General features: G+C 72.5%; 23 protein-coding genes. 9 read left to right on the forward strand and 14 right to left on the reverse strand.

Annotated elements, in window-relative coordinates:
- The first annotated feature begins 2 nt into the window (after nucleotides 1–2).
- The 5 genes from ABT324_RS14135 (at nucleotide 3) to ABT324_RS14155 (ending at nucleotide 9601) form a co-directional block, all read left to right on the forward strand.
- Complete coding sequence (locus ABT324_RS14135; RefSeq protein ID WP_351176149.1) at nucleotides 3–761, forward strand: sirohydrochlorin chelatase; 759 nt, start codon at nucleotides 3–5, stop codon at nucleotides 759–761.
- A 277-nt stretch (nucleotides 762–1038) separates the two neighbouring features.
- Nucleotides 1039–1263: a hypothetical protein gene (locus ABT324_RS14140; protein WP_351176151.1), complete on the forward strand. Its 225-nt coding sequence runs from the start codon at nucleotides 1039–1041 to the stop codon at nucleotides 1261–1263.
- A gap of 229 nt (nucleotides 1264–1492) precedes the next feature.
- On the forward strand, nucleotides 1493–6298 hold the full coding sequence (locus ABT324_RS14145; protein ID WP_351176153.1) for a type VII secretion system-associated protein: 4806 nt from the start codon (nucleotides 1493–1495) through the stop codon (nucleotides 6296–6298).
- Between the two features lie 5 nt (nucleotides 6299–6303).
- The gene (locus ABT324_RS14150; RefSeq protein WP_351176155.1) at nucleotides 6304–8658 is read left to right on the forward strand and encodes an ADP-ribosylglycohydrolase family protein; all 2355 of its coding nucleotides are present in this window, start codon (nucleotides 6304–6306) and stop codon (nucleotides 8656–8658) included.
- 166 nt (nucleotides 8659–8824) lie between these two features.
- On the forward strand, nucleotides 8825–9601 hold the full coding sequence (locus ABT324_RS14155) for an enoyl-CoA hydratase-related protein (protein ID WP_351176157.1): 777 nt from the start codon (nucleotides 8825–8827) through the stop codon (nucleotides 9599–9601).
- A gap of 141 nt (nucleotides 9602–9742) precedes the next feature.
- Here the strand turns inward: ABT324_RS14155 and ABT324_RS14160 are convergent, their stop codons facing one another.
- The 4 genes from ABT324_RS14160 to ABT324_RS14175 form a co-directional block, all read right to left on the reverse strand.
- Nucleotides 9743–9955 carry a hypothetical protein gene (locus ABT324_RS14160; RefSeq protein ID WP_351176159.1) on the reverse strand — a complete coding sequence of 71 codons (213 nt, stop codon included), beginning with the start codon at nucleotides 9953–9955 and terminating at the stop codon, nucleotides 9743–9745.
- Between the two features lie 70 nt (nucleotides 9956–10025).
- Entirely contained in the window at nucleotides 10026–10394 is a 369-nt protein-coding gene (locus tag ABT324_RS14165; RefSeq protein ID WP_351176161.1) for a barstar family protein, read from the reverse strand.
- A gap of 50 nt (nucleotides 10395–10444) precedes the next feature.
- Entirely contained in the window at nucleotides 10445–10876 is a 432-nt protein-coding gene (locus ABT324_RS14170; RefSeq protein WP_351176163.1) for a guanyl-specific ribonuclease, read from the reverse strand.
- The gene (locus ABT324_RS14175) at nucleotides 10873–11112 is read right to left on the reverse strand and encodes a hypothetical protein (RefSeq protein ID WP_351176165.1); all 240 of its coding nucleotides are present in this window, start codon (nucleotides 11110–11112) and stop codon (nucleotides 10873–10875) included. The genes ABT324_RS14170 and ABT324_RS14175 overlap by 4 nt, the downstream gene beginning before the upstream one ends.
- Nucleotides 11113–11346: 234 nt before the next feature.
- Here ABT324_RS14175 and ABT324_RS14180 point away from each other — a divergent pair, with 234 nt between their 5' ends.
- Nucleotides 11347–12543: a cytochrome P450 gene (locus ABT324_RS14180; RefSeq protein ID WP_351176167.1), complete on the forward strand. Its 1197-nt coding sequence runs from the start codon at nucleotides 11347–11349 to the stop codon at nucleotides 12541–12543.
- A gap of 49 nt (nucleotides 12544–12592) precedes the next feature.
- On the opposite strand, the gene mmsB is transcribed toward ABT324_RS14180, so the two are convergent.
- The 4 genes from mmsB to ABT324_RS14200 form a co-directional block, all read right to left on the reverse strand.
- A complete protein-coding gene (mmsB, locus tag ABT324_RS14185) occupies nucleotides 12593–13480 on the reverse strand; it encodes a 3-hydroxyisobutyrate dehydrogenase (RefSeq protein WP_351176169.1) in 888 nt (295 codons plus the stop codon).
- A 39-nt stretch (nucleotides 13481–13519) separates the two neighbouring features.
- On the reverse strand, nucleotides 13520–14554 hold the full coding sequence (locus ABT324_RS14190; RefSeq protein WP_351176171.1) for an enoyl-CoA hydratase/isomerase family protein: 1035 nt from the start codon (nucleotides 14552–14554) through the stop codon (nucleotides 13520–13522).
- A 129-nt stretch (nucleotides 14555–14683) separates the two neighbouring features.
- Nucleotides 14684–15853, reverse strand: coding sequence for an isobutyryl-CoA dehydrogenase (locus ABT324_RS14195; protein ID WP_351176173.1), 1170 nt, complete (start codon nucleotides 15851–15853; stop codon nucleotides 14684–14686).
- Between the two features lie 73 nt (nucleotides 15854–15926).
- Nucleotides 15927–17426 (reverse strand): CoA-acylating methylmalonate-semialdehyde dehydrogenase, encoded by a 1500-nt coding sequence (locus ABT324_RS14200; protein WP_351176175.1) that lies wholly within the window; start codon nucleotides 17424–17426, stop codon nucleotides 15927–15929.
- 222 nt (nucleotides 17427–17648) lie between these two features.
- Between ABT324_RS14200 and ABT324_RS14205 the strand changes: the two genes are divergently transcribed.
- Entirely contained in the window at nucleotides 17649–18209 is a 561-nt protein-coding gene (locus ABT324_RS14205; protein ID WP_351176177.1) for an HD domain-containing protein, read from the forward strand.
- A gap of 15 nt (nucleotides 18210–18224) precedes the next feature.
- Here the strand turns inward: ABT324_RS14205 and ABT324_RS14210 are convergent, their stop codons facing one another.
- Entirely contained in the window at nucleotides 18225–18665 is a 441-nt protein-coding gene (locus tag ABT324_RS14210) for an NUDIX hydrolase (RefSeq protein WP_351176179.1), read from the reverse strand.
- A gap of 50 nt (nucleotides 18666–18715) precedes the next feature.
- The gene (locus tag ABT324_RS14215) at nucleotides 18716–19003 is read right to left on the reverse strand and encodes an ArsR/SmtB family transcription factor (RefSeq protein WP_351176181.1); all 288 of its coding nucleotides are present in this window, start codon (nucleotides 19001–19003) and stop codon (nucleotides 18716–18718) included.
- A gap of 66 nt (nucleotides 19004–19069) precedes the next feature.
- On the opposite strand from ABT324_RS14215, the gene ABT324_RS14220 reads away from it, so the two are divergent.
- Nucleotides 19070–19507, forward strand: a complete 438-nt coding sequence (locus ABT324_RS14220; protein WP_351176183.1) for a VOC family protein — start codon at nucleotides 19070–19072, stop codon at nucleotides 19505–19507.
- 22 nt (nucleotides 19508–19529) lie between these two features.
- Here ABT324_RS14220 and ABT324_RS14225 read toward each other — a convergent pair whose 3' ends face one another.
- From ABT324_RS14225 to ABT324_RS14240, 4 genes are read right to left on the reverse strand one after another with little or no spacing between them, the layout of a single operon-like run.
- Nucleotides 19530–19991, reverse strand: a complete 462-nt coding sequence (locus ABT324_RS14225) for a ribose-5-phosphate isomerase (RefSeq protein ID WP_351176185.1) — start codon at nucleotides 19989–19991, stop codon at nucleotides 19530–19532.
- The gene (locus ABT324_RS14230) at nucleotides 19991–21673 is read right to left on the reverse strand and encodes a dihydroxyacetone kinase family protein (RefSeq protein WP_351176187.1); all 1683 of its coding nucleotides are present in this window, start codon (nucleotides 21671–21673) and stop codon (nucleotides 19991–19993) included. The genes ABT324_RS14225 and ABT324_RS14230 overlap by 1 nt, the downstream gene beginning before the upstream one ends.
- 40 nt (nucleotides 21674–21713) lie before the next feature.
- Nucleotides 21714–22475, reverse strand: coding sequence for an SDR family NAD(P)-dependent oxidoreductase (locus ABT324_RS14235; protein WP_351176189.1), 762 nt, complete (start codon nucleotides 22473–22475; stop codon nucleotides 21714–21716).
- 32 nt (nucleotides 22476–22507) lie between these two features.
- The gene (locus tag ABT324_RS14240; RefSeq protein ID WP_351176191.1) at nucleotides 22508–23332 is read right to left on the reverse strand and encodes a sugar phosphate isomerase/epimerase family protein; all 825 of its coding nucleotides are present in this window, start codon (nucleotides 23330–23332) and stop codon (nucleotides 22508–22510) included.
- A gap of 133 nt (nucleotides 23333–23465) precedes the next feature.
- Here ABT324_RS14240 and ABT324_RS14245 point away from each other — a divergent pair, with 133 nt between their 5' ends.
- Nucleotides 23466–24134, forward strand: coding sequence for a GntR family transcriptional regulator (locus ABT324_RS14245; RefSeq protein WP_351176193.1), 669 nt, complete (start codon nucleotides 23466–23468; stop codon nucleotides 24132–24134).
- Nucleotides 24135–24157 lie beyond the last annotated feature (23 nt).

Here is a 24157-nt window from a genome sequence, read left to right on the forward strand (position 1 = left end):
CGATGACCGCACCACTGGTGGCCGTCGCCCACGGCAGCCGCGACCCGCGCTCGGCCGCGACCATCCACGCCCTGCTGGACGTGGTGCGCGCGCAGCGCCCGGACCTCGACGTGCGCGTGGCGTTCCTGGACCTGTCGGCACCGCGCGTGGGCGACGTGCTCAGCGCGGTGCACGGCGACGGCCACGACACCGCAGTCGTCGTCCCGCTGCTGCTGGGCCGCGCCTTCCACGCGCGCGTGGACGTCCCGGCGGCCGTGGCCGAGATCCAGCATCGCTACCCGCGCTTCCGGGTGCACGTGTCCGACGTCCTCGGCCCCGACCCGCGGCTGGATGCGGCGGCCTGGCGCCGCCTGGTCGAAGCCGGGGCCGACCCCGAGGACCCGGAGCTCGGCGTCCTGCTGGCAGGCGCTGGCTCCTCCCACGCCCCGGCGAACCAGCTCGTCGCGGACGTCGCCGAGCGCTGGCAGGCGCGCACGTCGTGGGCGGGCGCGGTCGCGACCTTCGCCGCAGCCGCGCAGCCCGCGGTCCCGGCGGCCATCGAGCTGCTCCGAGCCCGCGGCGCCCGCCGCATCGCGGTCGGCTCCTGGTTCTTGGCCCCCGGCCTCCTCCCAGACCGCATCACAGCCCTGGCCCGCGACCACGCGACCAACCCGCTGGTCGCACCCCCGATGGCCGACGACGAGGACCTGGCGGATCTCGTCCTCACCCGCTACGCGCAAACCCTCGCCACCACCCCGCACCACCTCCCCACCGCACTGTGAACCACGGCGGATGCCGCACCTGCGGAAGCCGGGGGTGCGCCCGTACCGCCACCCAGGTGCACGTGGACGAGCCGAACCACTCCGCAGACGAGTGCGGTTGGGCCAAAAAGACGTGCGGGTGAGCAAAAGTCGACAACTGCGGTCGGGTGGGCAACGTCCGGGGCATGATGGCGCTCGTGTCCACCAGCTGGGTACACGATGACCGGCAGCGACCCGGAACACCCCGACATCCCAGGTCGCTGCCGGACCCGTCTTCGCGGCGCCGCGCGGGCGCCGCATGATCTCGCAACCGCACCTGATCGCGCGGGTGCGCCCGGAGTTCGCCCGCGGCGAGCGGGACCGGTGCTGCCACTTTTTCCCGCTGCCCGCCGACGGCGCCATCCCGGCCGTGCTGAGCGCCTACTGCGGGTTCGACATCCACCCCGGTGAGGCCGAACCGCTGGACGCCCCCGTCGGGATGCCCTGCACCGGCTGCCTGATGGCCGCCGCGCTGTCCTCCTGAGCGCTGAACCGGACGAAGAGGGCTGATCACCCGTTGACGGGGAGTCGTTCTCTCGAACACTAAACTTCACCCCATGTGGTCATGAGAGAGTTTGATGTCAGCGTCTGGGTGGGGAACCGGCCGCTCCCTGTGTTCGTCGGACCCGCCGGACCCGCGCTAACGAGTGACCGCCGTGGTGTGGGGGCGATCAATGCAGGGCTGGATGAGGAGTCGGGGACAACAGCGCGAGATGAACACGACGCAGCAGCCGAATCGACCGGTGATCACCCCCGCGATGCGGGAACAGGCCACCAAGCAGCCCAACACCTGGTTGTACGTGGTCGACCCGATCTTCACCGACCCCAGCGCCGAGGTGCCGCCGTGGGGCTTCATCGGGGGCTACCGGGTCGACGAGCAGGGTGAGATCACCGACGACTTCTCCCCCAACCCGAACTACCGCCCCTCCCCGGTCGCGCTGCGGCTGCCCGCGCCGACCAACGACGTCGAACGCGCCCTGCAGCTGACCACCACCGGGTACGCGCAGGGGCACGCGCTGCTGACCGCGATGCTCGACGCCGAGCTGATCCTGTTCGCGCAGCCGCAGGGCAGCGGCCTGTTCACCATGGAGCACGAGTCGGGGCGGCGGCAGCTGCAGGTGTTCACCTCCGAGGGGTTCCTGCCGCCCAACTGGAGCACCTGGCAGCGGATGACCGGCCGCCAGTTGGCCTCGCACAACCCGACCGGCATCGACATCCAGGTGAACCCGACCAGCCCGGTGAAGGCCCGGGTGCCCGCCGAGGACCTGGTCAAGGCCGCCGCCGCGGTGCCGCCGAAGCCCGGCGCCCCGGTGCACTCGCCCGCCACCGGCACCCCGGTGGTCGCGCCGCCGTCCCCGCCGGCCGGCACGCCGGTGCAGACCGGCGCCGCACCGGCGGAGCAGCCCGCGCCGCCGCCCGCCACCGACCCGACCGAGACCGAGTTCGGCCGCCGCTTCCTCGGCTCCGTGCTGGCCGGGGCGATCGGGGACGCGCTGGGCGCGCCGGTCGAGTTCTACCCGGTGGACCAGATACGCAGCCGCTTCGGCGCGATGGGCGTCACCGAGTACGACCGCACCGGCGACCAGCCCGGCGAGTTCACCGACGACACCCAGATGGCGCTGTTCACCCTGGAGGGCCTGATCCGCGGGCACATCGCGGTCCGGTCCGGGGCGGACAGCCCGCTGTCCGCGATCCAGCTGGCCTACCAGCGCTGGCTGCACACCCAGGGCTACGCGTGGATGCGGGCGGCCGGGCCCTACGCCATCAGCCACCCCAAGCCCAACGGCTGGCTGATCGAGCAGCGCGACCTGTTCGCGGTGCGCTCGCCGAACAGCAGCTGCATCACCGCGCTCCGCGAGTTCGCCTCGGTCGGGGCGCCCGGCACCTTCGAGCGGCCGATCAACGACTCGCCCGACTGCGGTGGCGTGGTGCGCGCCGCCCCGGTGGCGCTGTGGTCCGAGGACCCCGAGCAGGTCTTCGAGCTCGCCGCGGCCACTGCGGCGCTGACCTACTCGCAGCCCAACGGCTACCTGCCCGCCGGTGTCCTCGCGGTCATCGTCCACCAGCTGCTGCGGGAGGCGACGCTGGAGGAAGCGGTGCGCCAGGCCCGCGAACTGCTGGTGCGCTACGCCGACCACGAGGACACCGACCGCGCACTGCAAGCCGCCGAGGACCTCGCCCAGCAGGGCAGGCCGACCCCCGAGCAGCTCAAGGACACGCTGGGCGGCGGCTGGGCCGGGCACGAGGCCCTGGCGATCGCGGTGTGCGCGGCGCTGAGCACCGACAGCATCGCGGCTGCGCTGATGATCGCGGTCAACCACTCCGGCGACAGCGACTCCACCGCGGCGATCTGCGGCAACATCGTCGGCGCCCGCTACGGCGCGCCCGCGCTGCCGGGCGTCTGGCTGCGCGACCTCAAGCAGCGCGAGACCGTGGAGGCGCTGGCGAAGGACGCGCTGCTGGAGTTCGGCCCCACACCCCCGAGCGGGGACGCCTGGGCCGCGCGCTACCCGGCGGCCAAGGACGTCTCCGACCTGGACTTCACCTCCACCCTCCCGCTGGTCGGGTCGAAGCCCACGGCACCTGCGCCTGCGGCCGGACAAGCCCCGGTCGAGGAGACCGCGGTCGACGAGGAGCCGCCCGCCACCGAAGCACTCGCGAGTGCCCCTGAGGAACCGGCGCACGAAGAAGCCCAGGCGGACCAGGCCACCGAGGAACCGCCGCCGGTCGCCGAAGAACCGCCCGCAGCGCCGGACGCCGAGGAGCCCCCGGCACCGGTGGCGGAGGAACCGGCGCCCTCCGAGGAAGTACCCGCTGACGACGAACCTCCCGCAGCACCCGTCGCCGAAGAGCCCCCGGCGCCGGTCGAGCCCGCGACCGACGCCGTCGAAGAACCCGCCGCTGAGCCGGAGGAAACCGAAGCTCCCGAGGAGGCGAGCACCGAGGTCGACCCGGCGGAGCTGCGCGCCCAGCGGATCCTGGGCTTTTTGCTCGGCGGCGCGGCCGGGGACGCCCTCGGCTACCCGATCGAGGACGACTCGCTGAAGGACATCCGCCGCAAGTACGGCCCGGCGGGGCTGACCGACTTCGTCGACGCGCACCGGCCCGGCGGTTCGGTCAGCGACGAGACCCAGATGACGCTGTTCACCCTGGAAGGCCTGATCCGGGCGAGCATCCGGCGGCGGCTGTTCGGCGAGAACGAACCCGGCACCCAGGTCCAGCACGCCTACCAGCGCTGGCTGCACACCCAGGGCTTCGACTGGAAGGAAGCGGGCGGCCCGCTGGCCAGCGCCCCGCCGGACGGCTGGCTGATCCGACAGAAGGGGCTGTTCGTCCGCCGCGCGCCCGGCACCACGTGCATACAGGCGCTGCACGGCTACGCCAACGGCAACCCGCAGGGCTCCTTCACCAACCGGCTCAACGACTCCAAGGGCTGCGGTGGGGTCATGCGGGCGGCCCCGGCCGCGCTGTGGTCGGCCGACCCGACCGAGGTGTTCCAGGTCGGGGCGATGACCGCGGTCCTCACCCACGGCAACCCGAGCGGCTACCTGCCCGCCGGTGCGCTGGCGGTGATCGTCCAGCAGCTGCTCGACGGCCGGTCGCTGCCGGAGGCGGTGGACGGCGCGCTCACCGAACTGTCCACTTGGGACGGCAACGAGGAGACGGCGGCGGCGCTGCGCGCGGCGGTCGAGCTCGCCGCCGCGGGTGACCCGAGCCCGGAGCGGCTCCAGGAGGCCCTCGGCGAGGGCTGGTTCGGCGAGCAGGCGCTGGCGATCGCGGTGTGCGCGGCGCTGACCCACCCCCGGTCGTTCGCCGACGCGGTGGTGCTGGCCGCCAACCACTCCGGCGACAGCGACTCGACCGCGGCGATCTGCGGCAACATCATGGGCGCGGCGCTGACGGCGGAGGCCATCCCGCGGACCTGGCGCGACAAGCTGGAGCTGCGCGAGGTCATCGAGCAGCTGGCCGCCGACGCGATCCGGGAGTTCGGCCCGAACCCGCCGAGCGACGCCGAATGGCTGGAGCGCTACCCCATCGGTTCGGCCGAGCCCGCCGTCGCCGAGCAACCCGAACCCGCGGAGCAGGTGGCCGAACCGGTGGTCGTGGAGCAGCTTGAGGTCGCCGACGAGCCCGCGCCCGAACCCGTGGCGGCCGCGGTCGCAGCCGAACCCGCGGCGGTCGCGGTCGAAGCGGTCGAACCCGTCCCGGTCGAAGCGGTCGCCGAACAGCCCGCCGAGGACGCCGACGACGGGCTCTCCGACGAGGAGCTGCGGCTGCTCGCCGCTTGGCGGAAGTTCCGCGACAACGAGGAGGGCAATTCCTCGGACCTCACGCAGGACCTGCACAAGCTGCTCGTCGAGGCCTTCGGCCCGGAACGCGCGGCGCAGCTGATCGGCGAGGCCACCGAAGCCGAGGAGGAGGCCGAGCTGGTCGCCGAGACCCAGGTCCAGCTCGGCCGCGAGCAGCGGGTGGCGGGCTGCGTGCTGGGCACCGCGGTCGGCGACGCGCTCGGCGCGCCGTGGATGTTCGCCGACCTGAGCACCATCCTGCGCGAGAACCCGGAAGGCGTGCGGGAGATGGCCGAGGTGTTCGGCACGCGCGCGGCGGCCACCTCGCACGGGCAGCAGACCGCGTTCGTCCTGGACGGCCTCATCCGCAGCCGCATCCGCTCGGTGCTGCGCGGGATCAGCGCGCACCGGCCGTCGATGATCCGCGGCAGCCTGCTGCACTGGATGCACACCCAGGGCGTGAAGCTGCGCAGCGGCGTCTTCCAGCTCGGCGTGCTCGCCGAGACCGAGGTCCTGCAGGCGCAGCGGTTCCCGGACGAGGCGACGCTGACCGCGCTGGCCCGCTTCTCCGACCGCCGCGAGGTCCCGACCCCGAGCACCCCGCCGAACTCCGCGCGCACGACCGCGGCCACGGTGCGCGGCGCCGTCGTCGGCTTCGGGTTCACCTCCCCGCAGGACGCGATCATCCACGGCGCGGAGATCGCCGCGGTCACCCACGGCCACCCGGACGGCTACCTGTCCGCCGGGGCGCTGGCCGGGCTGGTGTGCTCGCTCAACAACGGGCAGACCCTGGTCGACGCGGTGCACGCGGTGCTGGCCGAGCTGGACCAGATGGAGGTCGCGGAGGGCATCACGCAGGGGCTGCGCTCGGCGGTCGAGATCGCCGGCAGCGGGCAGGTCTCGCCGACCCGCTTCACCGAGCTGGGCCTGGGCTGGCACGCGCCGGAGGCGCTGGCCATCGGCGTCGCCGCCGCGCTGGCGCACCCGAACTCGTTCGCGGACGCGGTGTCGCTGGCGGCCACCCACTCCGGCAACACGGCGGCCACCGCGGCGATCTGCGGCAGCCTGCTCGGCGCCGCCCGCGGCAGCGAGCAGATCCCGGCCGACTGGCTCGCCGACCTGGAGCTGCGGGAAGTCCTGGAACAGCTGATCACCGACGACCACCGGGCGCACACCGAGATCTTCACCGACCAGCCGGTGCCCGACTGGGCACAGCGCTACCTCGGATAACCCGCGTGGACGAATCCCGGTTGGACGACTCCGAACGAGCACTGCTGGCCGCCTGGCGCGCGGCCCGCGCAGCGGACCGCCGCGACCCGGTGGAACAGCGGCTGCTGGAGACCTGGCGGCGGTGGCGGGAACGGCCCGCCACCCGACCGCTGTGGGCGGCGGCCCTGCAGCACCGGCTCGGCGCGGAGTCACCACCGGTACCGGCCACCGGGTTGGCCGACCGCGACGGCCCGATCCCCGAAGCCTCGGGCCGCGTCCTCGGCATGCTGCTGGGCGGCGCGGTCGGCGAGTTCGTCGCCCTCGGCGAAGTCGGGCAGCGCACCAGCGCCCTGCTCTTCGCGTTGGAGGGCCTGATCCGCGCGCACACGCAGGCGCGCGCGTCCGGCGACGGCGACCCGGTCGGCTTCGCGCTCAGCGGTCTGCGCCGCTGGCTGCACACCCGCGGGGTCCCGTGGCAGGACTGCGGGGCGGACACCCCTCGCCCCAACGGCTGGCTGGTGCGGGAACGGCTGCTGCACTCCCCGCGCACCGACGAGCCGACGATGCTCACCGCGATGGCGCGGATCGCCACCGGACACGCTGCCGGGTCGCGGAAGCAGCCGATCAACAGCTCCGACGCCGCCACCGCCGTGCCGCTGGGCGCGCTCGCAGCGCTGTGGTCGGGAGATCCGGGTACCGTGTTCGCGCTCGGTGGTGACCTCGCCGCGCTCACCCACGGGCACGTCAACGGGCACAGCCCGGCCAGCGTCCTCGGCACCGCGGTGCTGTGGCTGCTCCGCGGCAACCCGCTGGAAACCTCGCTGCAGCAAGGGGTCTCGGGGTGGCAAGCCGCCCGCACCACCTTCGCGCACGCGCTGCGGCTCGGCCGAGTCAGCCCGGCCGGAGCCCACCCCGGACCGGCCCACCTCGACGCGATGCAACCCGGTCGCAGCGGCCTGGCCGCCCTGGCGGTCGCGATGCGCGTGGCCGTGGCCTGCGAGGACGACTTCGCCGCCGCCGTCCGCGCCGCCAGCGCCCACACCCCCAGCTCGGCGGCGCTGTGCGGGCAACTGCTCGGCGCGCTGCACGGCCCGACGGCGATCCCCGCCGACCTGCTCGACGCACTTCCGATCACCGCTCTGGTCGAGCGCATCGCCACCGACGCGGCGGCGGAGTTCGGCCCCTACCCGGACGAGTCCGACGACTGGGAGCGCCGCTACCCGACCACCGACACCGCCGAACCGGCACCGTCCACGACGGACTACCGGACCGGGCTGACCGCGGTCCCCCGCCTGGCCGCGTCCCGCGACCGGTTCCTGGGCGCGGTGCTCGGCTGCGCGGTCGGCGAAGCCCTCGGCATGCCGGTGGCCGCGGACAGCTGGGACGAGATCCGGGCCCGGCATGGCGCGGACGGCCTCACCGACTACGTCCCCGCTGGCCACCCCTCCGGCCGCCTCGGCAGCGACACCCAGCTGCTGCTGTTCTCGCTGGAGGGCACCATCCGGGCCAACATCAGCCGCCGCACCACCGGGACCACCGACCCCACCCGGCACATCCAGCACGCCTACCAGCGCTGGCTGCACACCCAGCACCTGAGCTGGCCGCGCGCGGCGGGCGAGTTCCTGGCCACCACCCCGGCACCGGACGGCTGGCTGGTGCAGCAGCGGGCCCTGTTCCAGACCCGCAACCCGGGCCGGACGATGATGCGCACGCTGATCGCCTTCGCCAAGGGCCAGCAGCCGATGGGCACTCCGGAGCAACCGGGCAGCGACTCCCCGGGCAGCAGCGCGATCATGCGCGCGGTCCCGGCGGCGCTGTGGAGCAGCGACCCGGCCGAGGTGTTCGACGTCGGGATGCGCACCGCGGCACTGACCCACGGCCACCCGACGGCCCGGCTGAGCGCGGGCGCGCTGGCCTTCCTGGTGTCCCGGTTGCTCGCCGGTGAACCGCTGGGCACCGCCGTGGACGAGGTGCTGGACCAGCTCGCCCCGCACTCCGGGCACGAGGAGGTCACCCGCCGGATCAGCGCGGCGGTCCGGCTCTCCCGCGAGGGCCGGGTGCCGCCGACCGACCTGGAGCGCAGCCTGGGCACCGGCTCGACCGCGGCGGAATCCCTCGCCATCGGCCTGCACGCGGCGCTGATCAGCGACGGCGACTTCGACGCCGCGCTGCCGGTGTCGGTCAACCACTCCGGCAACAGCGCGACCACCGGAGCGGTCTGCGGCAGCCTGGTCGGCGCGGTGGCCGGTGCCCGGCGCATCCCGGAGCGCTGGACGTCGGAGCTGGAGCTGCACGAGGTGATCGAACGCCTCGCCCACGACGCGGTCCTGGAGTTCGGCCCCCGTCCCCCAGCCTGGGCCGACCGCTACCCCCCGACCTGACCCCCGCGCACGCGATCTCACCGGAATCGCGCTCGGCTCGGCGGTGGGTGGGGACGTCCCGGCAGATCGCCCGGTGCCGGGGAGCCTCCGCCGCGGGTCAGGACCCGTGCCCGGTGGGACGTGGATCACTGGTCCGGTCGTGGTGGGCGCGGTTAACGTGCCTGTCATGGATGAACTCGTGCACTTGGCGGTGGCCGACGGGGTCGCCACGATCACCCTGGACTCGCCGCGCAACCGCAACGCCCTCTCCGCCCAGCTGCGCCGGGAGCTGCGGGCGCACCTGTCGACCGCGCTCGCCGACGACGCGGTGCGCGTGATCGTCCTGGACCACACCGGCCCGGTGTTCTGCGCCGGGATGGACCTCAAGGAGTCGCGCTCGGCCGACGCCGAGAACCAGGGCGTGCAGGAGTTCCCGGCGATTCTGGAGCAGCTGTGGACCAGCCCCAAGCCGGTCGTGGCCAAGCTCGCCGGACCGGCCCGCGCCGGTGGGGTGGGCATCATCGCGGCCTGCGACATCGCCGTCGCGGTGGACACCGCCACCTTCGCCTTCTCCGAGGTGCGCATCGGCGTGGTGCCCGCGGTGATCTCGGTGACCGTGCTGCCCCGGCTGACCGCCCGCCAGGCGCACGAGCTGTTCCTCACCGGCGAGACCTTCGACGCCCGCCGCGCGGCCGAGATCGGTCTGATCAACTCCGCGGTTCCCGCCGACGAGCTGGACGCGGAGGTCAAGCGCTACGCCGACATGCTCGCCCTCGGTGCCCCGAAGGCCCTGGCGGCGACCAAGGAGATGCTGACCGCCCAGCGCCCGGCGGCGATGGGCGAGGCCTTCGAGCAGATGTTGGAGCTCTCCGCCGAGCACTTCGCGGGCGAGGAGGGCCAGGAGGGCATGCGGGCCTTCGCCGAGAAGCGCAAGCCGTCCTGGGTGCCCGACGCCCTCAAGTGACCTGACGCCTCAGGCGCCTTCGCCACTGAGGTCCCACGGCCCATCCGCGCCCGCCGTCAGCAGGTCCGGGGTGATCGTCACGGGGAGGGGAAGTCAGTGGCGAAGGCGTCTTTCCCAACAGCCTCCTGCACCACGCGGTAGTCACCGCCACCCATACGGAGCTCGAACGTCCTCGGCGTGTCCAGCAATGAGTCGACGACCCAGCACCGCCTCGATGAGCGGATGCCCGCTGAGTGGCGCTGGAGACACGTCAAGCCTCCCGTCGACCAGCTCGTAGCGGTACCCGTCATCGGGTAGTCGCTCCAGGTCGTCGACGGTCATCGGCCCGTGCTGCTCGTCCGCCCAACTGCTCACGACAGTCGTACTGCCTCCTGTTCCGCACAGCAGCCAGTACCACGACGGGCCCGGTTTCCCGATCGAGCGATCAGTCCTTGGTCAGGACCGAGGTGAAGGTGCGGCCGCAGATCGGGTGCTCGGCCGCGTCGCGCAGGACCGCGTTGATCCGGCTGAACGCCTTGGGGTCGTGCTCGGCCAGGGACTTGGACCCCGACCAGATCAGCACGTGCTCGCCCTCGGACAGCCAGGACAGGTCGGTCAGGCAGTCGTAGAGGGCGTCCAGGTTGCGGCCGGTCCACTCCGGGAAGTTCAGGACCGCCGCGATGCCCTCGAGCGCGGTGCGCTTGCTGATCAGGTCCGAACCGTCGAGGACGTGCGCGGTCGCCCCGCGCTGCTCAGCTTCCCGGACGGCCTCGCGCGCCGTGATGTCGGCGGAGGGGTGTTCCACCTCGCTCACCGGCTGCTCCTTCCGCACCCTGCTGGCCCATTTAGTCGCAAACATCGCACTCAACCCGTGGTGTCGACAACCACGAAGGACTCGTAGTGATCGCTGGTGTAGTAAAGCTCAGAACGGTCACCGGTGACCAGACGTCGGGCGCCGCGGTCGCGGGAGCCCGGCGTCGGCACGGTGTACTCGTGGTAGTAGCCCGCCTCCTGGTCGGGCAGGATGCCCTCCCGGTTGCCGAACACGGTGCCGTCCTTGCCCGGGTGGGGGAACGGTCCGTTGCGCTGGATGAGCTGCCAGGTCTTGTCGACCTCCGGTGGGAGCGTGGACAGCTTCTCCACCGGCAGGCCGGATTCGGCGCCGGGAACGGCCGCGACCGGCTGGCTGCCGGCGGGCGCGGGGTCGGTGGCGGCGTAGTCGCGGACGAACCAGCCGATGACGACCAGGGCGATGAGCCCGATCAGCGCCGTCGAGATGCGCTTGCGCGAGGTCACGCCGTCTCCTTCCGACCCCGGGCCGGTTCGCCGTCGCGGCGGCCGACCGGGGGTTCGGCGTCCCGCACGCGGGTCAGCTTCGCACCCAGGCCGTCGATGCCGCGATCGATCACGCGGGCCAGGCCCCAGCACAGCGGCAGCAGCACGGCGAAGACCAGTGCCACCTGCAACGGGTAGGGCAGCTGCACGAGCCACAGCTCGACGCCGTCGTACCACTCGACAAGCCACTCCAACACAAGGCGCCAGGGTACGCCCGGCCCGGCGGGCCGCTGCGCCACCCCGCCCTCCGGGACCGCGCCGGGTTTCGCCGGTTTCGCGAAGACCACGTCGGCACCCCCACCGCTGGCCCGATCGCACCGGCCGAACGGGCACGGCACCAAAAATGACTTGCCATGGCACCACAGTGGTGCCATTGTTGTGCCACCGAGGGGCCGCGACCCCGAACATCCCGCCGCAGGAGGGGAAAATCCATGACGACGCTCGCCGAGCAGTGGGGCATCGACCACCAGCAGTTCTGGATGCACGGGCGGCAGCCGGAGCACCCGGTGCGGTTCGACGAGTCGAGGCAGCTGTGGGCCGTCTCCGGCTATCCGGAGGCCGTCCAGGTCCTCGGCGACCCGCAGCGCTTCTCCTCGAACGTCGTGCCGCTGCTGCCAGTGGAACCGGACCCGGCGCTCACCGACGGCAACCTGATCCAACTGGACCCGCCGGGCCACCGGGAGCTGCGCGGCCTGGTCAGCCACGCGTTCACGCGCAAGGTGGTGGCCGACCTCGAACCGCGGATCGCGGAGGTCACCGGCGAACTGCTCGACGAGCTCACCGGACTGGAGCGGTTCGACCTGGTCAGCGGGCTCGCCTACCCACTACCGGTGATCGTCGTGGCCGAGCTGCTGGGGGTGCCCAGCAGCGACCGGGAGCTGTTCACGAAGTGGGCGGGCGCGCTGTTCGCCAACCAGTCCGCGCTCTCGCTGGCCGAGGACGACCTGGCGGAGCAGCGCGCAGACCTGGCCGAACAGGCCCAACCGGCGGCGGAGCTGGGCGAGTACCTCCTGGCGCACGCCGCCGAGCGGCGGCGCAGACCTCGGGAGGACCTGCTGACCAAGCTGGTCGAGGCGGAGGTCGACGGCAGGCGGCTCACCGACGCCCAGCTGGCCAACTTCGCCAGCCTGCTGCTGCTCGCCGGGCACATCACCACCACGATGCTGTTGGGCAACACGGTGCTCTGCCTGGACGCGCACCCGGAGCAGCAGGCGGCGGTCCGGGCCGACCGCGCGCTGGTGCCCGGCGCGATCGAGGAGTCGGTGCGGTTCACGACCCCGTTCACCGCGCTCTACCGGGCGACCACCGCCGAAGTGGAGATCGCCGACCAGCGGATCCCGGAGCGGCAGGTCGTCACGGTGCAGCTGGCGGCGGCGAACCGGGACCCGCGCCGGTGGGCGGACCCGATGACCTTCGACGTCACCCGCGACCCGAACCCGCACCTGGGCTTCGGCCGCGGCATCCACTTCTGCCTGGGCGCCCCGCTGGCCCGGCTGGAGGGCCGCGTCGCGCTGAACCTGCTGCTGGACCGGTTCCCGGTGCTGCGCACCGACCCGACGACCCGGCCGGAGTTCATGCCGTCGCCGGATTCGATGGGTGTCAGCGCACTACCGCTGCTGACGTCGTGAGCGAGCGCGGCCCGGGGTGCTGCACGACCCCGAACCACGCTCGTCTCGATCAGTCGCCGGAGTGCTCCCGGACCGACTTGATGATGGCGCCGAAGTCCAGGTTCCCGCCGCCCTCCTCGTTGAACCGCTGGTAGAGCTCGGTGGCCAGGCGGCCGATCGCGATGTCGGTGCCGCTCTGCTCGGCCGCCGAGGTGGCCAACCGCAGGTCCTTGAGCATCAGCGCGGCGGCGAAGCCGGGCTCGTAGTCGTGGTTGGCCCGGCTGGTCTCCACCAGGTCCGGCACCGGGCAGTTGGTGGTCAGCGCCCAGCACTGGCCGGTGGAGATCGAGGCCACGTCGTAGAGCGCCTGGTGCGACAGCCCCAGCCGCTCACCGAGCACGAAGGCCTCGCTGACCGCGACCATCGAGGCACCGAGGATGAGGTTGTTGCACATCTTGGTGACCTGGCCGTTGCCCGGCCCGCCGCAGTGGATCACCTTGCGCGCCATGGGCTCCAGCAGCGGTTCGGCGCGGTGGAAGTCGTCCTCGGAACCGCCGACCATGAACGTCAGCGTGCCCGCCTCGGCACCGGCCGTGCCGCCGGACACCGGTGCGTCCACCGAGCCGAACCCGGCCGCCGAGGCCCGCTCGTGCGCCGTCCGCGCGTCGGCCACGTCCACAGTGGACGAGTCGATGAGCAACGCGCCGGGCGCGGCCGCGGCCAGCACCTCGTCGTAGCACTCCAGCACGTGCTTGCCGCTGGGCAGCATGGTGATCACCGCATCGGCACCGGCGACGGCCTCGGCCACCGACCCGACGGTGCTCACGCCGTGCCGTGCCGCGTCCTCCAGCGCAGCTGGGACCAGGTCGTAGCCCTGCACGGTGTGCCCGGCCTTGACGAGGTTCGCCGACATCGGACCGCCCATGTGGCCCAGCCCGATGAAACCGATGACAGCCATTGTCACAACCTTTCTGCGCTGGAACTTCGGAGTCGGGGATCAGCTGAACAGCGCCGGCTCGTCGGCGGCCGGTGCGAAGAACTCCGCCACCCGCGCGTCGTCCACCCCGGACAGCGTGGCGGGCGACCACCGCGGGTTGCGGTCCTTGTCGACCAGGGTCGCCCGCACCCCCTCGACGAAGTCACCGATCCGCACGCAGGCCATGGCCAGCCGGTACTCCTGCGCCAGCGCCTCCTCCAGGGAGGCGTAGCCGCTGCGCAGCGCCCTGAGCGTGACCTTCAGCGAGGTCGGCGACTTCTGCTCGATCACGTCGGCGGCAGCACCGGCCTCGGCCTCCGGCCGCTCGCGCAGCCGCCGCAGGACCTCCTCGACGCTGTCGGCCGAGTACGCCGCGTCGATCCACTCCCGCTGCGCGGCCAGCGGCGCCTCCGGGACGGGCTCGGCGAACTTGCGCAACACCTGGTCCACCTGGCCCCCGGCCAGCGCGTCGATCATCTCGGGCAGGTTGGCGCTGTTCACGAAGTGGTCGGCGATGCCGCAGTGCACCGCGTCCGCTCCGCCGATCGGGGTGCCGGTCAGCGCCAGGTGGGTGCCGAGCTCACCGGGCGCGCGGGACAGCAGGTAGGTGCCGCCGACGTCCGGGATGAAGCCGATGCCGACCTCCGGCATGCCGACCTTGGAGCGTTCGGTGACCACCCGGTGCGAGCCGTGCGCGGAGATGCCGACCCCGCCGCCCATGCAGATGCCGTCCATAATCCCGACGACCGGCTTCGGGTACCCCGCCAGCGCGGAGTTGAGCCGGTACTCCTCGGTCCAGAAGGCGATCGGCAGGGACTCGTCACCGGCCTTGACCGCGTCGTGCAGCGCCCGGACGTCCCCGCCCGCGCACAGCCCGCGCTCGCCGGCACCGTCGATCAGGACCGCCTTGATGTGCTCGGCGGTGCGCCACTGGTCGATGGCCTCGGTCATCGTCCGGACCATGCCCAGGGTCAGCGAGTTGAGCGCCTTGGGCCGGTTGAGCGTGATCCGTCCGAGCGAACCCTGTTCGCGGACCAGGACCTCGGGCTCCGTCATAGTGCGACTCCTGTGTCTCGTGCGCGCGGGCCTGCGCGACTCCCCGAGTCGTCGGCCCCGCGGGCTCGAGGGGAGTTGCGGACCACCGGACCGCGCCGGTGCGCCGATCGTGCCTCCGGACCGCGGGGCTCACCCCGCGAGCAGGCTCCGGGAGACGATCAGGCGCATGATTTCGTTGGTGCCTTCCAGGATCTGATGCACCCGCAGGTCGCGGACGATCTTCTCCAAGCCGTACTCGGCAAGGTAGCCGTATCCACCGTGGATCTGAAGTGCTTCGTTGGCCACCGCGAAACCGGTGTCGGTGGCCAGCCGCTTGGCCATCGCGCACAACCGGGTGGCCGCCGGGTCCTTGGCGTCCAGCGCCGAGGCCGCCCGCCACAGCAGCAGCCGAGCGGCTTCCAGCTCGGTGGCCATGTCGGCGAGCTTGAACTGCAGCGCCTCGAACTCGCTGAGCTTGACCCCGAACGCGCTGCGCTCCCGCACGTAGCCGAGGCTCTTGTCGAGCGCGGCCTGCGCACCACCCAGCGAGCACGCGCCGATGCTGAGCCGACCGCCGTCCAGCCCGGCCATCGCGATCCGGAAGCCGATGCCCTCCTCGCCGAGCCGCTGGTCGGCGGGCACCCGGACGCCGTCGAAGATCACCTGCCTGGTCGGCTGGGCGTTCCAGCCCATCTTCTTCTCGTTCGCGCCGAACGACAGCCCCGGCGCACCGGCCTCGACGACGAAGGTGGAGATGCCCTTCGCGCCCTGCTCGCCGGTGCGGGCCATCACCACGTACACGTCCGAGCTGCCGCCGCCGGAGATGAACTGCTTGACCCCGGTGAGCAGGTAGTCGTCGCCGTCGCGGACCGCGCGGGTCTGCAACGCCGCCGCGTCCGACCCGGCGCCCGGCTCGGTGAGGCAGTAGCTGGCCAGGAGCTCCATGGAACACAGCTGCGGCAGCCAGCGCGCGCGCTGCGCGTCGGTGCCGAAGCGGTCGATCATGCCCGCGCACATGTTGTGGATCGAGATGTAGGCGGCGATCGACGGGTCACCGCCCGCCAGCGCCTCGAAGACCAGCGCCGAGTCGAACCGGCTGAGGCCACTGCCGCCGACCGATTCGTCGACGTAGACCCCGCCCATGCCCAGCTCCCCGGCCAGCCGCAGCGTGTCCACCGGGAAGTGCTTGTCCTGGTCCCACTCGACGGCGTGCGGGGCGAGCTGCTCGGCGGCGAACTCCCGCGCGGCGTCGCGGATCGCGCGCTGGTCGTCGGTGAGCTCGAACGGCGACGCCGGGCCGGCTACCGCTGCAACGGACACGTCCACTCCTTCACGTTCTGCGGTCCCGCGCTGCACCGGTGGCGGCGCCCACCCAGGGCGCCGCCACCGGCGGTCAGTGCATGGTCGGGATGGTGAAGCTGGCGCCTTCCTTCAGGCCGGAGGGCCAGCGCGAGGTGACCGTCTTGGTCTTGGTGTAGAAGCGGATCGAGTCCGGGCCGTGCTGGTTCAGGTCGCCGAACCCGGAGCGCTTCCAACCACCGAAGGTGTGGTACGCGATCGGCACCGGGATCGGCACGTTCACCCCGACCATGCCGGTGTTGACGCGGGAGACGAACTCGCGGGCCGCGTCCCCGTCGCGGGTGAAGATCGCCACCCCGTTGCCGTACTCGTGCTCGCTGGGCAGCCGCAGCGCCTCGTCGTAGTCCGCGGCGCGCACCACCGACAGCACCGGGCCGAAGATCTCCTCGCGGTAGATCCGCATGTCCGGGGTGACGTGGTCGAACAGCGAGGCGCCGAGGAAGAACCCGTCCTCGTGCCCGGCCAGCCGGAAGTCGCGGCCGTCGACCAGCAGCTGCGCGCCCTCCTCGACTCCCACGCCGATCAGGTCCAGCACCCGCTGCCGGGCCTGCCCGGTGACCAGCGGACCGAAGTCGGCGTCCGCGTCGAAGCTGGTGCCGATCTTGAGCTCGCCCACCCGCTCGACCAGCTTCTCCACCAGCGCGTTCGCGGTGGCCTCGCCGACCGGAACGGCCACCGAGATGGCCATGCAGCGCTCGCCCGCCGAGCCGTAGCCCGCGCCGATGAGCGCGTCGACGGCCTGGTCGAGGTCCGCGTCGGGCATCACGATCAGGTGGTTCTTGGCGCCACCGAAGCACTGCGCGCGCTTCCCGTGCGCTGCGGCGGTGCTGTAGATGTACTCGGCGATCGCCGAGGAGCCGACGAACCCGACCGCCTGGACGCGCGGCTCGGTCAGGATCGCGTCCACCGCGGTCTTGTCGCCGTTGACCACGTTGAAGATCCCCGGCGGCAGCCCGGCCTCGATGAACAGCTCGGCCAGCCGCAGCGGCACCGAGGGGTCCCGCTCGGAGGGCTTGAGCACGAAGGCGTTGCCGCAGGCGATGGCCGGCGCGGCCTTCCACAGCGGGATCATCGCCGGGAAGTTGAACGGCGTGATGCCGGCGACCACGCCCAGCGGCTGGCGCAGCGAGTACACGTCGATCCCGGTGCCGACGCTCTCGCTGTACTCGCCCTTGAGCAGGTGCGGGATGCCGACAGCGAACTCCACGACCTCCAGGCCGCGCTGGATGTCGCCCTTGGCGTCGGGGACGGTCTTGCCGTGCTCGGAGGCCAGCAGCTGGGCCAGCGAGTCCATCTCCTCGTTGACCAGCTGCAGGAACCGCATCAGCACCCGCGCCCGCTTCTGCGGGTTCAACGCGGCCCAGGCGGGCTGCGCCTCGGCGGCGTTGTCGACCGCCGCCTCGACCTCCGCCGCCGACGCCAGCGGCACCCGGGCCTGCACCCGCCCGGTGTTGGGGTCGAACACGTCGCCGAAGGAACCCGAGGTCCCCGCGACGCGCTTGCCGCCGATGAAGTGCTCCAGCTCGTTGGTCATCTCGCAACGCACCTTCCGCCGTACCGGCCGGTAATTACTCGGAAGTCAAACCTTTGGTACCCCAATCATTCCTGGAAAGCCACCGCACGCAACAGGGTGGCAAGCATCACACTTCGACCGGGTACCGGCGCACCGCGCGTTCGACGGGACCGGCAGCCAGTTCCAGTAACTTGGTCGCGGCCACCCTGAGCTGGGCAGCACCGAGAACGTGGGAGGACAACCGTGCCGGACGACGCCGCAGCGCTCGCCGCCTTCGGGTACGAGCTCGGGGTGCTCAAGCGCATCCGCCGCGCGGGCTGGTGGCACGCGGGGGTGCGCGACCCCGAGTCAGTCGCCGAGCACAGCGCGCGGGTCGCGCAGCTGGCCGCGGTCCTCGCCGCCGAGGAGGGCGCCGACCCCGGCCGGGCTGCACTGCTCGGGCTTTGGCACGACAGCCAGGAGACGCGGACCGGCGACCTGCCGCACACCGCGAACGGATACCTCACCAAGCCCGCGCCCCGGCAGATCACCGCTGACCAGACCGCGGACCTGCCCGACCGGTCCCGGGGCATGGTCCGCGACGCGGTCGACGAGTACGAGTCGCGGCAGAGCCCCGAGGCGCGGTGCGCCAAGGACGCCGACAGACTGGAGATGCTGCTGCAGGCCGTGGAGTACCGCGAGATCGGTGTCCAGCGGGTCGACGCCTGGATCGACTCCGCCCGCGCCGGGCTCCAGACCCCGACCGCCCGGCGGATCGCCGAAGCAGCGCTTGCCCTGTCCCCGCTGGCCTGGCGCGACTGCTGACGCCGCTGCGCCGGGTCAGCTGCCGAAGTGCTTCTCGAGGATCGCCGCGAGCTCGGAGCTGAGCGGGACTTCGTCGGCTTCCGCCACCCAGGTGTGGGCGTCGTGCTCGGTCAGCCGCACCTCCTCGACGGCTTCGACGAGGACCGACCAGGTGTGCTGGCGGTTGAAGCGACCGCTGCTCTGCGAGGTGTAGTCGAAGGCGCCCAGATAGTCGGCGACATCGGCGACGCGGAGGCCGGTCTCCTCGCGGACCTCGCGGTGCAGCGCGGTGCTCAGGTCTTCGCCGGGGTCGACCTTGCCGCCCGGGAACTCCCACTCGCCACCGCGGGTATCCCCCGCGCAGCGGCGCAGCAGCAGCACCCGCCCGTCGACGTCGATCAGCGCTGCGACGATCTGCTGTTCAACACCGTCGACGATGTCCTGGCGGGTCAGGGCGGCCATCTCGGCCAAGTGCATGCGGACCGTCCTCCTGGGCTTTCGGCCACGGTACCGCAGGGCGGACTCGGCTAATCCGCCACGCAGAGCGCCGCGGAGACCCGGCACACCGACTCCAGCGCGTCCGGGGCCAGCGAGTAGCAGATCTGGGTGCCGTCGCGGCGGGTGCGCACGAGCCTGGCCTCGCGGAGCGTGCGCAGGTGCCCGGAGATCGTCGGCTGGCTGACGCCGAAGTGCTCGGTGAAGTCGCACGCGCAGATCTCGCCCTCCTGCCGCAGGCGCTCGAGCACGCCCAGGCGGATGGGGTGCCCCATCGCCCGGAACAGCGCGGCGGCTCGCGTCAGCTCGTCGGTGCCCACGCTGACATCGTATCGGCACTTCCCTATACGTTGATCATAGGCAAAACCCTATATAGGAGGACAGCGATGACCACGGGTGTAAACGAGCTGGTCCTGGAGGTGGCTGACCTGGCCGCCGCCGAGCGGTTCTACACCGAGGTGCTCGGGTTCCCCGTCATCGAACGGTGGGAGGGCGCGCACTGGCGGCACCGGGAGGCGGTCTGGGTGCTGGCCGGGGGCTCCCGGATCGGCCTGTGGAAGCCCGCCCTCGGCATCGCACGAGCGCGCGGTGGGGTGCACGTGCACTACGCGCTGTCGGTGAGCGACCAGGAGTACGACGCAGTGGTCGAGCGGGTGCGCGGCCTCGGCGTGCAGGTCGACGAGGTCGAGTTCGGCCCGGGCAACGCGCGCTCGGCCTACGTGGCCGACCCGGACCACAACGTCGTCGAGTTCTGGACCTGGGACGTCACCGCGGGCAGCCCCGGCGCTCCGCGCGCGATCAGCGAAGGCGTGCCGGGGCTGTGATCCCGCGTTGATCGCTGGACGATCAGCAGCCCTCGTACTCGCTGAGCACGGCGACCTTCGCCGCAGAGGGCGAATTCGGGTCGAACCGGTGCCCCAGCCACTCCCGCACCAGGCGACGTGCCAGCTCCAGGCCGATCACGCGCTGCCCGAGGCACAGCACCTGCGCGTTGTTGCTCAGCACCGAGCGCTCCACGGAGAAGGCGTCGTGCGCGGTGACCGCGCGGATCCCCGCCACCTTGTTCGCGCTGATCGCCACCCCCAGGCCGGTCCCGCAGACCAGCAGCGCGCGATCAGCTCCTCCGCGCGCGACCTCCTCCGCCGCGGCGATGGCGATGCTCGGGTAGGCCGTCCTGTCGTCCCCGCTGACCCCCACGTCCACCACGGACTCGACGCGCGGCTCGGCGGCCAGGTCGGCCTTCAATGCGTCCTTGTACTGCAGGCCCGCGTCGTCAGAACCCACCACGATCCGGAACGGCTTGTCCATCAGTCCTCCAGCACGCGTGCGATGGTCTCGGTGATCAGCGCGAACGAGATCGCACCGGCGTCCGGGGTGCCGATGCTGCGTTCGGCCAGCGGTCGGGCGCGGCCAACCTTGGGTGCGAGCGCCGCCGTGTCGACCGCGGCCTGCCGAGCGACCCGCGCGGCCGCGCGCCAGGTCCCGTCGAAGGCCTCGGCGAAGGGCACGATCGCGTCGACCATCGTCTTGTCCCCGACCTGGGCGCCACCGGTGCGCTGGACGGCGTCAGCGAAGGCCGCGACTCCTGCGGCGATGTCGGAGCCCGAGGGCTCGCGGTCGTTGCCGAGGCATGCCGCGAAGGCCCGCAACCCGGTGCCCCACAGCACTCCGGACGTGCCACCGGCCTTCGCCGCCCAGGCGTCCCCTGCCGCGGCGAGCACCGACTCCGCCCCGGCCCCGGCGGCGGACGCGGCAGCAGCGGCTTCCACAGCAGCCGTCGCACCCTTGACCATGCCTCGGCCGTGGTCTCCGTCGGCCGCCACCGCGTCGATGCGACCGAGTTCGTCCTCGGCGGCGACGATCGCCTGCCGGACCTCGGCGAGCACGGAAGCGATCGTCCCGCCGCACGCGGCGGATCGCGGTGCCGCAGGAGGGTGTTCGGCCGCGGCTTCGGCCGGGCTGTCCTCGATCGCGTGGGGCACCGCCTCGATCGGTCGCGGGCGCTTGCGGTAGGCGGGGGTGTCTGCCGAGGCGCACCAGTAGCACTCCAGCTGCTCGTCCAACCAGACCAGGGTCAGCGAGATGCCCGCCATGTCGAGGCTAGTCACCAGCTCCCCGACCTCCGGTTCGACGGCCACCAGCCCCGCCGCGCGCAATCGCTCGGCCACCCGGGCCCAGACCACGAACAGCTCCTCGTGCTTTGTCGCGCCCAAGCCGTTGAGGACCACGCCCACGCGCCGACCCGCGCCCTCCGGGGCCTCCGCCAGCACGCCGTCGACCAGTGCGTCGGCCACCTCCGCCGCACTCGGCATGTCCACATCGGACACACCTGGTTCGCCGTGGATGCCCAGCCCCAGGCCCATCTTCCCGGCCGGGACGGTGAACAACTTGTGGTCCTGGCCGGGCATCCTGCAGCCGTCGAAGGCGATGCCGAGCGTGCGGGTGCGGTCGTTGGCGGCGCGGGCGACCCGCTCGACCTCGTCCAGCGAGGCGCCCTCCTCCGCCGCGGCGGAGGCGAGCTTGAACACCACGAAGTCCCCGGCGATGCCACGCCGCTTGGACTCCTCGCCCTTCGGAGCGGAGGCCACGTCATCGGTGACGACCACCGTGCGGCAGTCGATGCCCTCCGCCCGCAACCGCTCCTGGGCGGCGCCGAAGTTCATGGTGTCCCCGGCGTAGTTGCCGAAGCTGAACAGCACACCGCCGCCGCGGTCCGCCGCCTTCGCCACGTCGTGGGCCAGCTGCGCGGACGGCGAGGTGAAGATGTTGCCGACCACCGCCCCATCGCAGAAGCCCGGCCCGACCACGCCGCAGAACGCCGGGTAGTGCCCGGACCCGCCGCCCACCACCACGGCGACCTTGCCCGACCGCCCCGGCGCGGAGCGGACCACACCACCGGGCACCGCGCGGACGTAGTGCGGGTAGAGGTCGCAGAACCCCACCATCGCGTCCTCGGTGAAGGCGGCCGGGTCGTTGAACAGACGTGTCATGACTCCTCGATGGGTCCACTTCGGATGGTCGCGCCGGATCTCACTGGATGTGCGAGCCGCCGTTGATGTCGAAGGTGGCGCCGGTGATGTAGCCGACCTGCTCCCCGGCCAGGAAGGTGATGGTGGCGGCGACGTCCTCGGTGCGGCCGTTGCGGCCCACCGGGATGTCGGCGATCAGCGCCTCCTTGCGCTCACCGGTCAGCGCGCCGCCGGTGATGTCGGTGTCGATCAGGCCCGGGGCGACGGCGTTCACCACCACGCCGTGCTGGCCGACCTCGCGGGCCAGCGCCCGGGTCAGCCCCAGCACCGCCGCCTTGGCGGCCGAGTAGTGCGAGCCGCCGAACACCCCGCCACCGCGCTCCGCGCTGACCGAGGAGAGGTTCACGATCCGGCCGTACCCGCGCTCGACCATGCCGGGCAGCACGCGGCGGGTGACCAGGTAGGTGCCGGTCACGTTGACCTTGAAGACCAGGTCCCACTCGTCCTGCTCGATGTCCAGGAAGCGGGTCGGGCGGGTGATCCCGGCGTTGTTCACCAGCGCGCCGACCGCGGGCAGCTCCGAGCCCTCCAGGAGCCCGACGGCCCGGTCGACCGACGCGGCGTCGGTGACGTCGGCGGCCAGGCCCAGCGCCGGGACGCCGTGGCGCTCGGCGACCAGCTCCGCGGTGCTCTCGGCGGCGGCACCGTCGATGTCCAGCACTGCGACGGCGAAACCGGCTGAGGCCAGGTGCAGCGCGGTCTCCCGGCCGATGCCGCGTTCGGAACCGGCGCCGGTGATCACGGCGGTGCGGGTGGCGGACATGGGTCTCTCCTCGTTCTCGGGGGCGTGCGGGGTCAGGCGGCCAGGTGCGGGGCGATGAGGTCGACGGCTCGCGCGGCGACCGCTTCGCGGTCGGCTTCCGCCACGTCGTGCGTCTCCAGCTCGAGCACGTAGCGGCCGGAGTAGCCGTGCTGGCGCAGGGCGGCGATGACCCCGGCGAAGTCCGCCCGGCCGCGCCCCAGGCTCAGGTTGATGTTCCCGGGCACGGCGTCGCGCAGGTGGACGTGCTCGATGCGGTCGGCGAAGTCGTGCACGAAGGCGACCTCGTCGATCTCGCCCGCCACGACGTGGCTGACGTCGAAGACGAACCCGGCCGACTCGGCCGGCACCCGCTCCAGCAGCGCCTCGGCGCGTGCCCTGTCGTGGCAGAAGCGGAAGTGGTGCAGGCCCTCCACCAGCAGCCGGACACCCCGGGCGGCAGCCAGGTCGCCGAGCTCGCGCAGGCCGCGGGCCAGCCGGTCGAGGTCAACCGCCTCGTCGACGAACGGCTCGCGGGACTGCGCGCCGCAGGGCACGATGATCGCCGCGTCGAGCCGGGCGGCCAGCGCGATCAGCTCGCCACCGGCGGCTTCCAGGGCGGCATCGTCGAGGGCCGGGTCGTTCATCGCCCCGGGGTCCACGTTGATCGCCCAAGTCCGCAGCTCGTGCCGGTCGAGCTCGCGCACCACGCCGTCGGCGCGGCCGTCGAGCGGGTGCGGGATGTGGTCGCAGACGCCCGGCAGGCCGCCGAGGTCGATGCCGGGCAGCCCGAGCCCGGAGATCGCGCGCAACGCCTCCGGCAGTCCTCGGTGCCGGAACGAGATCGTCGAACAACCGATCTCCGCGATCGGACCCGTCAAGGCCAACACCCCTTCCCGACGCTGGATGCGCACAGTTAACGCCGCAGCACTGCCGACTGTCAACAGTCGACCGTCATCCGTTCCCCGATGGATTAGAGTGGGCGCGTCCGACGAACCAGAAAGGCGTGACCCGGTGTCCCTCGACGTCCCCGCGCTGGCCGGAGTCGACCGGCAGACGCTCCGCGAGCAGAGCCTGCACAAGCTCCGCGAAGCCATCAGCAGCGGTCAGCTCGCGCCGGGCACCCGGCTGATCGAGACCGAGCTCAGCGAAGCCCTCTCGGTGTCCCGCGGCACGCTGCGGGAAGCCCTGCGCCACCTGGTCCAGGAGGGCCTGGTCGTCGCCGACGAACGCGGTCGCCTGCTGGTTCGCGCGCTCACCCCGGCCGAGGTCCGGGACATCTTCGCCGTCCGCGGCGCGCTGGAGTCGCTCGCCGCGGAGACGCTGTGCGCGGCACCGGACCGCGCCACCGCCGTCGCGGAGCTGCGGACCGCGGTCGACCGGCTACGCGGCCCCGACCAGTCGCTGTCCGAGCTGGTCGAAGCCGACCTGGCGTTCCACCGGCGGCTGTGCGAGCTCACCGGCAACGACACGCTGGTGCAGTCCTGGCAACACCTGTCCGGGCTGACCCGGGCGACCATCGTCCGCTCCGGACCCGAGCAGGCGCTGCGCAACATGGACTGGCAGCGGCACACCCCGATCGTCGAGGCCATCGAGGCCGGTGACGCCGACCGGGCGCGCGAGGTCGTGCGCGACCACATGCGGGAGACCGCCGAGCGGATCGTCGCGATCCTCCCCGGCTGACCACCGGAGTCCACAAAGCACAA

Origin of the sequence: Saccharopolyspora sp. NPDC000359, assembly GCF_040300525.1 — a bacterium.
GTDB lineage: Bacteria > Actinomycetota > Actinomycetes > Mycobacteriales > Pseudonocardiaceae > Saccharopolyspora.

What these genes read in the sequence shown, in the direction of transcription:
- ABT324_RS14225 (WP_351176185.1), bottom strand. Translation starts at nt 19,991, where the DNA reads ATGGACAAGCCGTTCCGGATCGTGGTGGGTTCTGACGACGCGGGCCTG.
- ABT324_RS14210 (WP_351176179.1), bottom strand. Translation starts at nt 18,665, where the DNA reads ATGCACTTGGCCGAGATGGCCGCCCTGACCCGCCAGGACATCGTCGAC.
- ABT324_RS14180 (WP_351176167.1), top strand. Translation starts at nt 11,347, where the DNA reads ATGACGACGCTCGCCGAGCAGTGGGGCATCGACCACCAGCAGTTCTGG.
- ABT324_RS14145 (WP_351176153.1), top strand. Translation starts at nt 1,493, where the DNA reads ATGAACACGACGCAGCAGCCGAATCGACCGGTGATCACCCCCGCGATG.
- ABT324_RS14200 (WP_351176175.1), bottom strand. Translation starts at nt 17,426, where the DNA reads ATGACCAACGAGCTGGAGCACTTCATCGGCGGCAAGCGCGTCGCGGGG.
- mmsB (WP_351176169.1), bottom strand. Translation starts at nt 13,480, where the DNA reads ATGGCTGTCATCGGTTTCATCGGGCTGGGCCACATGGGCGGTCCGATG.
- ABT324_RS14135 (WP_351176149.1), top strand. Translation starts at nt 3, where the DNA reads ATGACCGCACCACTGGTGGCCGTCGCCCACGGCAGCCGCGACCCGCGC.
- ABT324_RS14140 (WP_351176151.1), top strand. Translation starts at nt 1,039, where the DNA reads ATGATCTCGCAACCGCACCTGATCGCGCGGGTGCGCCCGGAGTTCGCC.
- ABT324_RS14235 (WP_351176189.1), bottom strand. Translation starts at nt 22,475, where the DNA reads ATGTCCGCCACCCGCACCGCCGTGATCACCGGCGCCGGTTCCGAACGC.
- ABT324_RS14220 (WP_351176183.1), top strand. Translation starts at nt 19,070, where the DNA reads ATGACCACGGGTGTAAACGAGCTGGTCCTGGAGGTGGCTGACCTGGCC.
- ABT324_RS14190 (WP_351176171.1), bottom strand. Translation starts at nt 14,554, where the DNA reads ATGACGGAGCCCGAGGTCCTGGTCCGCGAACAGGGTTCGCTCGGACGG.
- ABT324_RS14155 (WP_351176157.1), top strand. Translation starts at nt 8,825, where the DNA reads ATGGATGAACTCGTGCACTTGGCGGTGGCCGACGGGGTCGCCACGATC.
- ABT324_RS14230 (WP_351176187.1), bottom strand. Translation starts at nt 21,673, where the DNA reads ATGACACGTCTGTTCAACGACCCGGCCGCCTTCACCGAGGACGCGATG.